The organism is Roseateles oligotrophus, assembly GCF_014204525.1.
GTDB lineage: Bacteria > Pseudomonadota > Gammaproteobacteria > Burkholderiales > Burkholderiaceae_C > Paucibacter_A > Paucibacter_A oligotrophus_A.
Genome location: NZ_JACHLP010000001.1, coordinates 609,238 through 624,029, shown reverse-complemented (window position 1 = coordinate 624,029; position 14,792 = coordinate 609,238). Strand labels below are relative to the sequence as shown.

General features: G+C 65.6%; 10 protein-coding genes. 5 read left to right on the top strand and 5 right to left on the bottom strand.

Going from position 1 to position 14,792, the window contains the following annotated elements; genetic code table 11:
* Position 1 precedes the first annotated feature (1 nt).
* Entirely contained in the window at positions 2 to 691 is a 690-nt protein-coding gene (locus HNP55_RS02835; RefSeq protein ID WP_184295946.1) for a response regulator transcription factor, read from the bottom strand.
* A 162-nt stretch (positions 692 to 853) separates the two neighbouring features.
* On the opposite strand from HNP55_RS02835, the gene HNP55_RS02830 reads away from it, so the two are divergent.
* The 4 genes from HNP55_RS02830 to HNP55_RS02815 all read left to right on the top strand — a co-directional run bounded on the left by HNP55_RS02830 (position 854) and on the right by HNP55_RS02815 (position 4,978).
* A complete protein-coding gene (locus tag HNP55_RS02830; protein ID WP_184295944.1) occupies positions 854 to 1,900 on the top strand; it encodes a porin in 1,047 nt (348 codons plus the stop codon).
* 81 nt (positions 1,901 to 1,981) lie between these two features.
* Complete coding sequence (locus HNP55_RS02825; RefSeq protein ID WP_184295942.1) at positions 1,982 to 2,944, top strand: tripartite tricarboxylate transporter substrate binding protein; 963 nt, start codon at positions 1,982 to 1,984, stop codon at positions 2,942 to 2,944.
* Positions 2,945 to 2,963: 19 nt separating this feature from the next.
* Positions 2,964 to 3,482 (top strand): tripartite tricarboxylate transporter TctB family protein, encoded by a 519-nt coding sequence (locus HNP55_RS02820; RefSeq protein WP_184295940.1) that lies wholly within the window; start codon positions 2,964 to 2,966, stop codon positions 3,480 to 3,482.
* Positions 3,482 to 4,978, top strand: a complete 1,497-nt coding sequence (locus tag HNP55_RS02815; RefSeq protein WP_409993722.1) for a tripartite tricarboxylate transporter permease — start codon at positions 3,482 to 3,484, stop codon at positions 4,976 to 4,978. The genes HNP55_RS02820 and HNP55_RS02815 overlap by 1 nt, the downstream gene beginning before the upstream one ends.
* Positions 4,979 to 4,981: 3 nt before the next feature.
* On the opposite strand, the gene hemH is transcribed toward HNP55_RS02815, so the two are convergent.
* Complete coding sequence (hemH, locus tag HNP55_RS02810) at positions 4,982 to 6,076, bottom strand: ferrochelatase (RefSeq protein ID WP_184295938.1); 1,095 nt, start codon at positions 6,074 to 6,076, stop codon at positions 4,982 to 4,984.
* Between the two features lie 93 nt (positions 6,077 to 6,169).
* Here hemH and HNP55_RS02805 point away from each other — a divergent pair, with 93 nt between their 5' ends.
* Positions 6,170 to 8,896 (top strand): beta strand repeat-containing protein, encoded by a 2,727-nt coding sequence (locus HNP55_RS02805; RefSeq protein WP_184295935.1) that lies wholly within the window; start codon positions 6,170 to 6,172, stop codon positions 8,894 to 8,896.
* Here the strand turns inward: HNP55_RS02805 and HNP55_RS02800 are convergent.
* The 3 genes from HNP55_RS02800 to dnaG all read right to left on the bottom strand — a co-directional run bounded on the left by HNP55_RS02800 (position 8,879) and on the right by dnaG (position 14,782).
* Positions 8,879 to 9,847, bottom strand: a complete 969-nt coding sequence (locus HNP55_RS02800; RefSeq protein ID WP_184295933.1) for an adenylate/guanylate cyclase domain-containing protein — start codon at positions 9,845 to 9,847, stop codon at positions 8,879 to 8,881. The two genes, HNP55_RS02805 and HNP55_RS02800, sit on opposite strands and share 18 nt — an antisense overlap.
* A gap of 348 nt (positions 9,848 to 10,195) precedes the next feature.
* Positions 10,196 to 12,433, bottom strand: a complete 2,238-nt coding sequence (gene rpoD / locus HNP55_RS02795; protein ID WP_184295930.1) for an RNA polymerase sigma factor RpoD — start codon at positions 12,431 to 12,433, stop codon at positions 10,196 to 10,198.
* A gap of 384 nt (positions 12,434 to 12,817) precedes the next feature.
* Positions 12,818 to 14,782: a DNA primase gene (gene dnaG, locus HNP55_RS02790; RefSeq protein ID WP_409993721.1), complete on the bottom strand. Its 1,965-nt coding sequence runs from the start codon at positions 14,780 to 14,782 to the stop codon at positions 12,818 to 12,820.
* Positions 14,783 to 14,792 lie beyond the last annotated feature (10 nt).

The window sequence follows — 14,792 nt, the reverse complement described above, 5'->3', positions numbered from 1 at the left end:
CTCAGCGCTCGGCCTTCAGCAGATAGCCCAGACCGCGCAGGGTGACGATGCGGGCATTGGTGGCGGCTAACTTCTTGCGCAAGCGGTAGGCGACCACCTCGATGGCATCGGGCTGCACCTCGTCGGCATCGCCGAAGACCAGGCTGCTGAGCCGCTCCTTGCCCAGCGCCTGGCCGGGCCGTGCCAGCAGGGCGCGCAGCAGGGCGGCTTCGCGCGGCGGCAGCTCCAGCGGCAGTCCCATGTGGTAGACGGCGTCGCTTTGCGTGTCGGCGCGCAGGCCGCAGAAGCTGGCGCCCTCGGCCTCGCCCGCCTCGGCATCGGCCGGGCCCACCGAGCGGCGGCGGGCCAGGGCGCGCACCCGCGCCTCCAGCTCGTCCAGGTCGAAGGGCTTGGGCAGGTAGTCGTCGGCGCCGATATTGAGGCCGAGGATGCGGTCGCCCACGGTGCCGCGGGCGGTCAGGATGATGACGGGCGTGCTCAGCTTCTCGGCCCGCGCGTCGGACAGCAGTTCCAGGCCGTCGCGGCCGGGCAGGGAGAGGTCGAGCAGCACCACATCGGGCTTGCACTCGCGCCAGCGTGCCAGGGCCTGGGCGCCGTCGCCGCAGCAGCTCACACGGATGCCGCGGCGCTCGAAGGAGCGCTGCAAGGTGGCTTGCATCGCCGCATTGTCTTCAATCAGCAGCAAATTCATGCCGGCACGATACCAGCGTCAGCAGCCATCGGCCCTGTCCGTCGAGGCTCAAGGTTTTCCCCAGGGTGGCGGACAGCGATTTGACAGCCTCGCTGCGCACCATTCGGACCCGTCGAGGCTGGGCTTCGACGTCCAAAACAATATTTCGCGGAGAAACCTTCGATGAGCAAAGACCTTTCCTTGTTGACCCGTCCCGTCACCTCCTCGCTGCTGGCGGCCCTGCTGCTGGGCCTGGGTGGCCTGGCCCAGGCGCAGTCCAGCGTGACGGTTTTCGGTATCGTGGACGCGGGTGTCCAGTATCTGAAGAACGGCGACAAGACCTTGCACCTGCTGAGTACCGATGGCCAGCAAAGCAGCCGTTTCGGCCTGCGCGGCGTGGAAGAGCTGGGCGGCGGGCTGAAGGCCGGCTTCCATCTGGAAGGCGCGCTCAACCCCGATACCGGCACGGCCGATTCGAACCGCTTCTGGGGCCGCCGCGCGACGGTCAGCCTGATCAGCGATGCGGCCGGCGAGGTCCGCCTGGGCCGTGATTTCACCCCCACCTTCTGGAGCATCAGCCGCTTCAATGTGTTCGGCACCAATGGCGTGGGTGGCGCCAACAATCTGATCTACGGCTTTGACGGCAGCTCGTCTTCGGCCAAGACCATTGTTCGCTCGGACAATTCGGTGGGCTACTTCCTGCCCGAGAAGCTGGGCGGTGTCTACGGCCAGGCCATGGTGGCGGCCGGCGAGGGCTCGGACGGCAAGTATCTGGGCCTGCGCCTGGGTTATGCGACCGGTCCCTTCGATGTGGCGGTGGCACTGTCGGAGACCGACAACCCCGGCGGCAAGAAGTTCAAGGTCTACAACCTGGGCGCCAGCTACAAGATCGGCGATGCGCAGCTGATGGGCCTCTACCACGTCAGCAAGGAAGGCGCGCGCGAGCAGGCCAACTATGTGCTGGGCGCCATCTACAAGATCGGTGCGGGCCAGCTGCGTGCCAGCTATGTCCATAGCGAGAACAGTGGTGACCTGAAGAAGGGCGACTACAGCGGTAATCTGTTTGCCGTCGGCTATCGCCACAATCTGTCCAAGCGCACCTCTCTGTACAGCACAATCTCGCGTGTCGACAACAGCGACAAGGGCAGCTTCGTGATCCGTGGCGGCTCCGCGGTGCAGGCGGGCCAGAGTTCCACGGGCTTCGAGGCTGGCATCACCCACTCCTTTTGATCTTTGATTTTGGCGAGGCCCCAGGGCCTCGCTTCCGTGGTCCCATTCATTTTTCTCTCGCAGTTCACAGGAGCCAGAACGATGCGTCGTGATACTTTTCTGAAATCCTTGCTGGCGCTGGGCGCCGCAGGCGGCCTGCCGCTGGCGGCCCGTGCCTCCGGCCTCAATCTCAAGATGATGTTGCCCGCCAACCCGGGCGGCGGCTGGGACACCACCGGCCGCGCCCTGGGCAAGGCCCTGCAGGATGCCGGTCTGGCGGCCACGGTCAGTTACGACAACAAGGGCGGTGCGGCCGGCGCCATCGGCCTGGCCCAGTTCGTCAACGCCAGCAAGGGCGACCCGAACGCCTTGATGGTGATGGGGGCGGTGATGCTGGGCGGTTTGATCACCGGCCGCCCGCCGGTGTCGCTGGACAAGGCCACGCCCATCGCGCGTCTGACCAGCGAGTACAACGTCTTCGTGCTGCCCGCCAACTCGCCCTTCAAGACCATGGACGAGGTGGTGGCCCAGCTCAAGAAAGACCCCGGCAGCGTCAAATGGGGCGGCGGTTCGCGCGGCTCCACCGAGCATATTGCCGCGGCCATGCTGGCCCGCGCCGTCGGCGTGGACCCCAGCAAGATCAATTACGTCGCCTTCCGCGGCGGCGGTGAGGCCACGGCCGCCATCCTGGGCGGCAATGTCACCATCGGCGGCAGCGGCTATAGCGAGTTCGCACCCTATATCGAAAGCGGCAAGATGCGGCCCCTGGCCATCACGGCCGAGACCCGTTTGCCCGGCGTCAATGTGCCCACGCTCAAGCAGTTGGGCATTGATGTGGTGATCGGCAACTGGCGCGGCGTTTACGGCGCGCCCGGCATCACGCCGGCCCAGCGCAAGGCCTTGACCGATCTGGTCGTGGCCGCCACCAAGAGCCGTACCTGGACCGAGGCCCTGACCAAGAACAACTGGACCAGCGCCGTGTTGACCGGTCCGGCCTTCGAGAAGTTCGTGGACGACGAGTTCGCCAGCCTGCGCGCCGTGATGGTCAAGAGCGGGATGATCTGAGGTGGCAGAAGAGCAGCAAATGGCCGAGCCCGGCTCGCAGCGCGAGCCGCGCTGGCAGGTGGGCGTGAGCCTCGCGGTGCTGGCCCTGGCCCTGGGCCTGGGGGCGGGCGCGCGGACCATCTCCGACTTCGCCGGCTACGGCGGTGTGGCCCCTAACTTCCTGCCCTGGGTGGTGGCGGGCCTGCTGGGCCTGTGCTCGCTCTGGCTGCTGAAGGAGGCCTTGCAAGGGGGCTTCCGTGAAATGGGCGACGACGATGGTGCGCCCCGCGGCCACTGGCTGGGCTTTGCCTGGGTCTCGGCCGGCTTGCTGCTCAATGCCTGGCTGATCACCAGCCTGGGTTTCATCCTCAGCTGCGCCCTGTGCTATGTGCTGGCCATACGCGGCTTCCGCTCGGCCGAGGGCCGGCAGGACCTGCGCCCGCGCATCTGGTTGCAGGACGCCTTGGTGGGCATGGCGATTTCGGCACCGGTGTTCTGGGGCTTTACTCAATTGCTGGCCATCAATCTGCCTGGCCTCAGCAATACGGGATGGATTTGATGTTGGACGTTTGGAACCAGTTGTTGCAGGGTTTCGCCACGGCGGGCACGCCCGTCAATCTGCTGTGGGCCCTGGTGGGCTGCACCATAGGCACGGCGGTGGGTGTGCTGCCCGGCATAGGCCCGGCCACGGCCGTGGCCATGCTCTTGCCCATTACCTTGAAGGTGGACCCGACCGCCTCGATGATTTTCTTCGCCGGCATCTATTACGGCGCCATGTACGGCGGCTCCACCACCTCCATCCTGCTCAACACCCCCGGCGAGGCCGGCTCCATGGTGACGGCGCTGGAGGGCAACAAGATGGCCAAGAGCGGCCGTGCGGGTGCGGCCTTGGCGACGGCGGCCATCGGCTCCTTTGTGGCCGGCACCATCGCCACCGTGCTGGTGACGCTGTTCGCGCCCCTGGTGGCCGAGCATGCAGTCAAGCTGGGTCCGCCCGAGTACTTCTTGCTGATGCTGCTGGCCTTCATCACCGTCAGCGCGGTGCTGGGCCAGAGCATGGTGCGCGGGCTGACGGCGTTAGGCCTGGGCCTGGCCCTGGGCCTGGTGGGCATCGACCAGATTTCCGGCCAGGCCCGCTACACCGGCGATGTGCCGGAGCTGATGGACGGCGTGGAGGTGGTGCTGATCGCCGTGGGCCTGTTCGCCGTGGCCGAGGCGCTGTACGCCGTGCTCTACCAGGGCAAGGAGGTGGAGACGCACAATCGCATGAGCTCGGTGCATATGAGCAAGAGCGAGTGGCGGCGCTCCTGGCCTTCCTGGCTGCGCGGCACCTTCATCGGCTTCCCCTTCGGCTGCATTCCGGCCGGCGGCAGCGAGATCCCGACCTTTCTGAGCTATGCCACCGAGAAGAAGCTGGCCAAGGACAAGCAGGCCTTCGGCACCACCGGTGCCATCGAAGGCGTGGCCGGGCCCGAGGCGGCCAATAACGCCGCCATCACCGCCACCCTGATCCCGTTGCTGACCCTGGGCATCCCGACCAGCAACACGGCGGCCATCCTGCTGGGCGCCTTCCAGAACTACGGCATTCAGCCCGGCCCGCAGCTGTTTGATACGAACGGCGCCCTGGTCTGGGCCTTGATCGCCTCGCTCTATATCGGCAATGTGATGCTCTTGATCCTCAACCTGCCCCTGGTGGGGCTGTGGGTCAAATTGCTCAAGCTGCCCAAGGCGCCGCTCTACGCCGGCATCCTGATCTTTGCCACCGTGGGTGTTTACGGCATGCGGCAGAGCGCCTTCGACCTCTTCCTGCTCTACGCCATCGGCGTGCTGGGCGTGGTGATGCGGCGTTACCGCTTCCCGACCGCGCCGGTCGTGGTGGGCATGATTCTGGGCCCCTTGGCCGAAGCGCAATTGCGCAACGCCTTGTCCATCGGCGAAGGCCATTGGGGCGTGTTCCTGGACCGGCCGCTGTCGGTGGCGCTGCTTGTGGTGCTGGCGGCCCTGCTGCTGTTGCCGCGCCTGGCGGCCTGGCGCAAAAAGGCGCGCGGCGGCTGAAGCTCAGACCTTGGCGCCCTGCGCCAGGGCCCGCTCGCGCTGGCGCTGCAGAGCGCCGGCATCCGTCGTTTCTTGCGTGGGCCAGCCCTGCAGATGGCGCTCGGCCAGGGCGCTCAGGGCGCGCATACCGGCCGGGTCGTCGTTGAGGCAGGGGATGTAGTCGAAGCGCTGGCCTCCGGCGTGGAGAAAGGCCTCACGGGCCTCCAGATTGATTTCCTCCAGCGTCTCCAGGCAGTCGGCGCTGAAGCCGGGGCAGATCACCGCGACGTGGCGCAGGCCGTCTGCGGCCAGCTTCTTCAGCGTGGGTTCGGTATAAGGCTCCAGCCACTTGGCCTTGCCGAAGCGGCTCTGGAAGGTGATTTCGTACTCGGTCTTGCTCAAGCCCAGGCTCTCGGCCAGCAGGCGGCCGGTCTTCAGACATTCGCAGTGGTAGGGGTCGCCCAGCGCCAGGCTGCGCGCCGGCATGCCGTGGAAACTCATCACTAGCTTTTCGGGCCGGCCGTGGGCCGCCCAGTGCCGCCGCACACTGTCGGCCAGGGCGGCGATGTAGAGCGGCTCATCGTGATAGTGCGTAACGAAGCGCAGCTCGGGCAGGTGGCGGGTCTTGAGCGCCCAGCGCGCCACATCATCCACCACGCTGGCGGTGGTGGCGCCCGAGTATTGAGGGTAGGCCGGCAAGACCAACACCCGAGTCACGCCCTCGGCGCGCAGCGCACTCAAGGTGCTGGCGATGGCGGGTTGGCCGTAGCGCATGGCGTAGCGCACGCTGATCTTGTGGCCACGTTCACCCAGCTGGCCTTGCAGGAGCTTGGCCTGCTTCTCGGTCCAGACCTTGAGCGGCGAGCCCTCGCGGGTCCAGATACCGGCGTATTTGGCCGCCGATTTGGCCGGTCGTACCCGCAGGATGATGCCGTGCAGAATCGCCCCCCAGACGATGCGGGGTATCTCCACCACCCGCGGATCGCTCAGGAACTGGGCCAGGTAGCGGCGCAGGGCCGGCGCGGTGGGGGCATCGGGCGTGCCCAGATTGCAGAACAGCAGCGCCGTCTTGCTGGCGCTGCCATGGGTGTAAGGGGCTTCGGCTTGGGGTTTGCTCATGCGCCATTGTCGCAAGCTCTTGTGATCGCCAATCTTGAGGATGTCTTCTGCGCGCCCCGGCATAAGCTGCCGCCATCAACCCCGGAGGCCTAGATGCGACAAGCTGCACTCTCCATCACTGCTGCGGCGGTGCACCTGCTGGCGTTGGCGGCCACGTCGGCCCAGGCGCTGATCACCAGCAGCGGTTCTAACTACACCTACCCCGGCGTGTTGGCGATCGGCCCCGGAGATACCGATATCGGTGCCAACACGCTTACCGTGGGCGGCGGTGCACCAGGCAGTTTTTCGGTCACGGCGGGCTCGCAGTTTTTGGCAGCGTCGATCCGCTTTGGTGACAACCTGGGTTCGGGTACGGGCGTGTTTGATGGTGCGGGCACCCGGGTCACGCTGACCGCCGATGGCAATAGCAATCGCCTGGATCTGGGCGCCTGGGGCAGCGGGCAATTGACCGTCTCGGGTGGCGCCACGCTGAACGGCCGCGCCAATGCGGCGGCCTGCTTGCTGGGCAATCACTGGTGCAACAACTTCGTCGGCAATGCGGCGGGTTCCGACGCCAGCCTGACCATCACAGGCGCCGGTTCTAACGCCAGCTTTCTGCGTGCTTTTGTCGTGGGCGGCCTGGCCGTCTTCCGGCCACCCATCGAGACCTTCACCTTTGGCACGCCGGGCGGCACGACCCAGGGCCGGGTCCAGGTACTGGACGGCGGCTTGCTGAGCACCGACAGCGCCTCGCTTGGCGTAGCCCCGGGCGGCAGCAGCCCCTTGGGCAGCGAGCGCAGCTTTGCCTCGGTGCTGATTGATGGGCCGGGTTCGATCTGGCGTGTCACGGGCGGCAGCCTGGAAAATACGGGCGCCAATTTCGCCACCGCCTCCCATCGGAATGCCTGGGCCACGGTGGCCATCAGCCGGGGCGGTCGGCTGGAGATTGCCGGGCCTGCTGGACGCTATAACGCCGTCAATCTGAGCAGCAACGGCGGGCGCAGCGATATGACGGTCAGCGGTGCCCAGTCCGCCATCGATTTTGTCGGCGATGCGGGCGTCTTGCAGGTCGGCCAGCGCCTGGGCACGGCCAATATGAGCCTCAGTGATGGCGGCCAGGTGCGGGGCGTCTGGTATGTGGCGGTGGGCCGTGACGGCGCTTTCGGTGAGCTGAACCTGGATGGCACCGATAGCTTGCTGAGCATCACCGGCACGGCCAGCGCGGCCGCCAACGGTGTGGCCACCAACGCACGCCTGGACATAGGCCGCAACGGCACGGGGACGGTGCGGGTGCAGAACGGCGCTCGCATCGAGTTGCGCGCCACCGAGGCCTTGAGCGCCGGGCCCCAGCTGTCCCTGGGGCGGGAGGCGGCATCCTCGGGCCGGCTCGATATCAGCGGCGTGGGCTCGGTGGTGTCGCTCAGCGCCGCCTCGGTGCTGGCCGGCGGCGGCCCGGGCGAGGCCTTCAACCCGCTGATGCGCGTGGGCCGCGAGGGTGCGGGCACGCTCAACATCCTGGCGGGCGGCAAGCTGCTGCTGGAGGGCCAAGCGGTTTCCACCGTGGCCGACAGCCGCAGCACCAGCTTGTTCATCGGCGGCAGCAGCGACACCAGCAATGGCGGGCAGGGCATCGCCCTGGTGTCGGGGGTGGGTTCGGAAATCAGGCTGAGCGGCTCCGACACCTATATCGGCGTGGGCCATGGGCCGCAGAGCAGCGGCCGACTCACCGTGGCGGACCAGGCGCAAGTCTCGGCCATTGGCATGAATGTGGGCCGTTCGGGCGGCCTGGGGGTGTTGAACGTCGATCACGCCAGCCTGAGTTTCTCGGGCCAGCAGAGCGGCAACTTTCAGTCGGGGGCGTATTTGTCCATCGGCCGCTCGGGCGGCGTGGGGGTGGCCAATATCGGCAATGGCAGCGTGCTGACGCTCAGCAATCTGGGGGACCGGGGCGCCAGCCTGAATCTGGGCGGCACGGCCAATGGGCCCACGGGCGATGGCAGCCTGACGCTGTCGGGGGGCTCGCAGATCCACATCCAGGCCGCAGCAGGCCTGGCGGCCCTCAGCGTCGCCCACGACGGCAGCGCCCTGATGCGGGTCAAGGGCGGCAGCAGTGTGGATGTAGGCGATGGCCGCATCTTTGTCGGCCGCCTGAGCGGATCGGACGGCACCTTGCTGGTCAGCGAGGGCTCCAGCATCGCGGCCGGCTGGGTGGGCGTCGGTCGCAACAAGACGAGCACGGGCACGGTCGATGGCGGCACCGGCACTCTGGTCATCAATAACAGCACGCTGACGGCAGCCGATATTTACATCGGCACGAACGGCTTTCTGGGCGGCAATGGCGTGATCAACGGCGCCGTCCACAATTTTGGGCTTTTCAGCCCCGGCAATTCACCGGGCACCATGCTGATCAATGGTGCTTTCACGGCCGAGGCTGGCAGTCGCCTGATCATGGAGGTGGAGGGCGATGCCAGCCATGGCTTCAAGACCGATCTGCTGGTGTTTGGCGAGGGCTCACGGCTGGACCTGAGCGCCCTCAAGGTCGAGTTCCGTTTCCTGGGCGCCACCGACCCGAATGCCTTCCAGGCCAGTGGTGGCTTCGACATCGACAATTTCTTTCATTCACGCAGCGCGGGCGGGGTGGACGGTGAGCTGTCCCACACACTGTTTGCCACGGCCAGTTTCTCTGCCCAGGCCGAGCATTACACGATCAGCGGCTTCAGCTTCACGGCCGATGGCGGCGCTGTCTTCACGGCCCAGGCCGTGCCCGAGCCGCAGACCTGGGTCTTGTTGCTGGCCGGCCTGGCCTGCCTGGGCCTGCGTCGTTCAAAGCCGGCAGCGTAGCGAGCCCATGGTCTGTGGCTCGGTGTCGGCAAAGTGCAGCACTTCGAAGCGCACGACCGGGGAGCTGGCATCGATGGGTGGGCTGCCCAGGCCGATCACGCCGCTGCCGTGCAGGGTGCAGCTGCCGCGCTTGAGACTGACGATTTCGCCGTCAAGCCCGAAGCGCACAAAAGTGCCGTTGTAGCTGAGGTCGGTGACGGAGAAGCTGCCGCCATGCCAGTCGATGCGGGCATGCGAGCGCGAGACCCGGCCGTCGGTGATGCAGTAGGTGGCTTGCACGCTGCGGCCCAGCACGATGGGCATATTGTCGATGTCAAAGACCCGGTCCAGCTCCATCCATTGCAGGCGTATGCCGTCGGGCTCGACGGCATGGACGACCTCGCCGAACTGGGTGGCGGCCATATCGCCGCTTTGGGCGGGCTGGTCCAGCACATGGACGTGCACCGGTTCGCTGCGGCCGCGTACCGCGATGCGGTCCAGGCTGCGGAATTTCGCCTTCTGCATGCCGGGCAGGCCTAGCAAGACTTCGGCGGTGATCAGGGTTTCGTTGTCGCCGGCATGGTCCAGCAGGCGGGCGGCGACGTTGACGGCGTCGCCAAAGCAGTCGCCATTCATCTCTACCACTTCGCCGCGCGCCAGCGCAACCTGCATGCGCAGAGCACGCAAGCTGGGGGAGCCACCTTGCAGCTTGCCGCGGGCCACCACCCGTTCGAGCAACTCGTGCATGCGGACGGCGGAGCGCACGCCGTCCCTGGGGCTGTCGAACACGGCCATCAAGCCATCGCCCAGGGTCTTGATCAGATGACCATGGCATTCGCCGACGGCCTGGCCGATCAGGCTGACGGTTTGCGTCACCAGGGCCGTGGCCTCGGCATTGCCCAGGGATTCGAAAATCGCAGTGCTGCCGCGCAGGTCGGCGAACAAGACAGTGCGTTCCCGGATTTGGGCCATGGCTTGGGCGGCGCAGCGCGCTCGCTGGATCGTTGCGTGGAAGTTCCGCGCAGTTTAGTCGAGCAGTTCACACTTTGTTACCGCGAATTGGCCATAAAAAAGGGGCTGGATCGCGCCAGCCCCTGAGGGTCAATTCAGACCGTGAATCACGGCTCGTCCAGATAGGTCCGGAGTTTGTGCCTGCGGCGCAAACTCAGTTGCGTCCGCTGCGCGGCCACAGCCGCTTCAGCGGCTCCTATCTGACCAATCAAAGATTGTCCAGATAGGTCCTGAGTTTGTGCCTGCGGCGCAAACTCAGTTGCGTCCGCTGCACGGCCACAGCCGCTTCAGCGGCTCCTATCTGACCAATCAAAGATTGTCCAGATAGGTCCTGAGTTTGTCACTTCGGCTCGGGTGCTTGAGCTTGCGGATCGCCTTGGCTTCGATCTGGCGGATGCGTTCGCGGGTGACGTCGAATTGCTTGCCGACTTCTTCCAGCGTGTGGTCCGTGCTCATCTCGATGCCGAAGCGCATGCGCAGCACCTTGGCCTCGCGCGGGGTCAGCGAGTCGAGGATGTCCTTCACCACATCGCGCAGGCCGGCTTGCATCGCCGCTTCGATGGGGGCGGTGTTGTTGGTGTCCTCGATGAAATCGCCCAGATGGCTGTCGTCGTCGTCGCCGATGGGGGTTTCCATCGAGATCGGCTCCTTGGCGATCTTCATGATCTTGCGGATCTTGTCTTCCGGGATCTCCATCTTCTCGGCCAGGGTCGGCGCGTCCGGCTCGAAGCCGAATTCCTGCAGATGCTGGCGCGAGATGCGGTTCATCTTGTTGATCGTTTCGATCATGTGGACCGGGATGCGGATGGTGCGGGCCTGGTCGGCGATCGAGCGCGTGATGGCCTGGCGAATCCACCAGGTCGCGTAGGTGGAGAACTTGTAGCCGCGGCGGTATTCGAACTTGTCCACCGCCTTCATCAGGCCGATATTGCCCTCCTGGATCAGGTCCAGGAACTGCAGGCCGCGGTTGGTGTACTTCTTGGCGATGGAGATCACCAGGCGCAAATTCGCCTCGATCATCTCCTTCTTGGCGTCGCGCGAGGCCTTCTCGCCCTCGTTCATCTTCTTGTTGATGTCCTTGAGGTCATCAATCGGCACGACGGCCTTGCTCTGGATGTCGATCAGCTTTTGCTGCAGCTCCTGCACCGGCGGCAGATTGCGGGCCAGCACGCTGGAGTAAGGCTTGCCGGCGGCGACTTCCTTCTCGGCCCATTCGCGGTTCAGCGCATTGGGCGGGAAGGTCTTGATGAAGTACTCCTGCGGCATGCCGCATTTGTCCACCACGATCTTGCGCAGTTCCCGCTCGTAGCGGCGCACATCATCCACCTGCGAGCGCAGCAGATCGCAGAGCTTCTCGATCGTCTTGACGGTGAAGCGTATGGTCATCAGCTCGGCGCTGATGGCGTGCTGGGCCTTGTTATAGGTGGCGGACTTGTAGCCGTCCTTCTCGAAGGCCTTGCGCATCTTGTCGAAGTTGACGGCCAGCGAGTCCAGCTTGACCAGGGCGGCGTTCTTCAGCTCTTCGAGCTTCTTGGTCAGGGCCTTGGAGCCGCCATTGCCGTCGTCATCGTCTTCTTCGTCGAATTCGTCGAAGTCTTCCTCGGCCACATAATCGTCGGCCTCATCGGCGGCGACGAAGCCGTCCACCACTTCGGAGATGGTCTTCTCGCCGGCGCGGATCTTCTCGGCCAGGTCCAGGATGTGGGCGATGGTGGTGGGCGAGGCCGAGATGGCCAGCATCATGGCCTGCAGGCCGCCTTCGATGCGCTTGGCGATCTCGATCTCGCCTTCGCGGGTCAGCAGCTCCACCGTGCCCATTTCGCGCATATACATGCGCACCGGGTCGGTGGTGCGGCCGAACTCCGAGTCCACGGTGGACAGGGCGGCTTCGGCGGCTTCCTCGGCTTCTTCTTCGGTCGAGGTGGCGGTGGCGCTGCCCTGGATCAGCAAGGTGGCGGCGTCGGGCGCCTGCTCGTAGACCGCGATGCCCATGTCGTTCAACATGGAGATGATGGCCTCGAGGATTTCCTCGTTGACCAGCTTCTCGGGCAGGTGGTCGTTGATTTCCTGGTGGGTCAGGAAGCCACGCGTCTTGCCCATCTTGATCAGGGTCTTCAGCTCGTGGCGGCGCTTGGCGGCTTCTTCTTCCGTCAGCGCGGTTTCTTCCAGGCCGAACTCGCGCATCAGCGCGCGCTCCTTGGCGCGCGAAACCTTCATGCGCAGGGGCTTGGCCTTGGGCTTGTCTTCGGTGGCTTCGGCCACTTCCGCATCGGCTTCGGGTTCGCCTTCCAGATCGGCTTCGAGGTCGGAGAAGTCTTCTTCTTCAACCTCGGCGGCCTTCTTGCCCGAGGCCTTTTTCGTTTCGGTCGCCGCCTTGGGCTTGCGGCCCCGCTTGGGCTTGTCTTCGGTCGCTGCCGCCACGGGTGCCGCCGCCGCTGCGGGCTTGGCGCCGGCAGCAATATTCTTCGCGGCCTTCACGACTCTGACGGCAGGTTTCTTGATCTCGTCAACTTCGGCGGCCTTGGGCGCGGTCTTCTTAGCAGTCATGCAAATCCTCGGGTGGATGGGGCGGGCGGGGCCAGGAATTGAATTCAGAGCGTTTTTGCAAAAAATATTTTTGCAAAAACCCGATTAAACAATGCAGTAGCCACCTGGGGTCGTTCACTGCGCTTTTCAAGGCGGAGCTCGACCCAGGTGGCTTTCATGCGCCGCGGCCACCTTTGATCTTCAAAGATAGGCCATGGCGTGGCGCGTGCAAATTAGCGTGTACCTTTGACTGTCGGCAGCGCTTGGCGGATAAAAGTGGCCTTGATACCGCGATGGGTGCCCAGTTTCGCTGGGTGGCCGGGTCCGGCAAATCGCTGCGGTCACTTTTGCCGCGCGCGAAAAGCGTTGATTATCAGCGAAACGCCGACCTCGGTCAAAACCGATTCAGCCCGGACTGTTGCTGACAGCCTCCAAAGCCCGGATCTGCTCCAGCACTTGCTTGAAGCGCTCAAACGCCGGGCCTTGCGGATTGGAGGCGGCCAGGCGCTGGGATTCGGTCTTGAGCTGAAGCAGGCGCAAGGCCTTGATGACGGCCTGGAAGTCCTCGAACTCCGGCTCGGGTTCGCTGTGCAAGTCCCGGCTCAGGTGGCGGGCCCGGTCCAGCAACTCGTCCTCGGCCAGGGCGGCCTCCAGGGCCGACCAGGCGCCGGCACCGTGGTTGATCAGATGGCGTTCCAGCCAGGCAATCATCTCGCCGTGGACGCCGGGCAGTTCATGCAAGAGCAGCTGATCCTCGGGGCTCAGCTGCACCCACCAGGCGCTGTTGAGCAAGAGCATGCGCACGGCGTGGTCGGCCTTGGCGGCGGGTTGGTGGCGCGGCGTGCCCAGGGTTTCATCCTCGGGCTCGCCGCGGCGCTTCCAGTTGCCACTGGGCTTCCAGTCCTTCTTCCATTCTTTTTTCTTCCAGCTCTTGGGTGGGCCGCTGGCAACCGGCTCCTCCGGATGGGCGGGGGGCTCGCCGTGGTCGAAAAAGGGCTCGTGGCCATCAAAGGCGTCGAAAGTCTCGTGGGCCGGGCCGCCGCGTGCTGCCGGTGCAGGGGTGCCCAGCTGCCAGAGCGACATCAACTCCTGGTCCGGCAGCTGGGTGCGCCGCGCCAGCTCGCCCAGCAGCTGGCGTTTGAGCAGGCCCGTGGGCAGGGCTTGCCACAGGGGCTTGGCATTGGCCAGCATGCGGGCACGGCCCTCGGCACTGCCCAGATCGCAGCCCTCGGCGGCGGACTCCATCAGCTGGCGTGACAGCGGCACGGCCTCGTTGACATAACGCTCGAAAGCCTCGGCGCCGAATTCGCGTACATAGCTGTCGGGATCGTGTTCGGCCGGCAGGAAGAGAAATTTGACGCTGCGCACATCGCTGGCATGGGGCAGGGCGGCTTCCAGGGCCCGGCCGGCGGCGCGGCGGCCGGCGGCGTCGCCGTCGAAGCTGAACACCACGGACTCGGTGAAGCGGAACAGCTTTTGCACATGCTCGGCCGTGCAGGCCGTGCCCAGGGTGGCGACGGCATTGTGGAAGCCGCTCTGCGCCAGCGCCACCACGTCCATATAACCCTCTACCACCAGGGCATAGCCGCGCTGGCGCAGGCCTACCCTGGCTTCAAACAATCCGTAGAGCTCGCGGCCCTTGCTGAATACCGGGGTCTCGGGCGAGTTGAGGTATTTGGGTTCGCCCTTGTCCAGCACCCGGCCGCCGAAACCTATGGTCTCGCCCTGCACATTGCGGATCGGGAACATGATGCGGTCGCGGAAGCGGTCGTAGCGTTTCTGCTCGGCCTCGGGCCCTTCCGCGTTCTGCACGATCACCATGCCGGTTTCGGCCAGCAGGGGGTCTTCGTAGGAGGGGAAGGCGCTGGCCAGGCTGCGCCAGCCCTCGGGCGCGTAGCCCAGGGCGAACTGGGCGGCGATCTGGCCGGTCAGGCCGCGCTTCTTCAGGTAGTCGATGGCGCGGGGCGATTTTTTCAGCTGCAGGCGGTAGTGGTCGCTGGCCTTGAGCAGCACATCGCTCAGCGTTGCCTGGCGTTTTTTCTGCTGGGCGGCGCGCTCGCGCTCCTCGGCCGAGCGCTCGTCCTCGGGCACGGTCATGCCGACCTGCTGGGCCAGGTCTTGCACCGCCTCGACAAAGCCCAGGCCGCTGTACTCCATCAAAAAGCCCAGGGCATTGCCGTGTACACCGCAGCCGAAGCAGTGGTAGGTCTGGCGCGTGGGGCTGACGATGAAGCTGGGGGACTTCTCGCCGTGGAAGGGGCACAGGCCCTTGTGGTTGATGCCGGCCTTCTTGAGCTCGACATGGCGGCCCACGACTTCGACGATGTCGACGCGGGAGATTAAATCTTGGATAAAGCCGGGTGGGATCACCCCGGGGAGT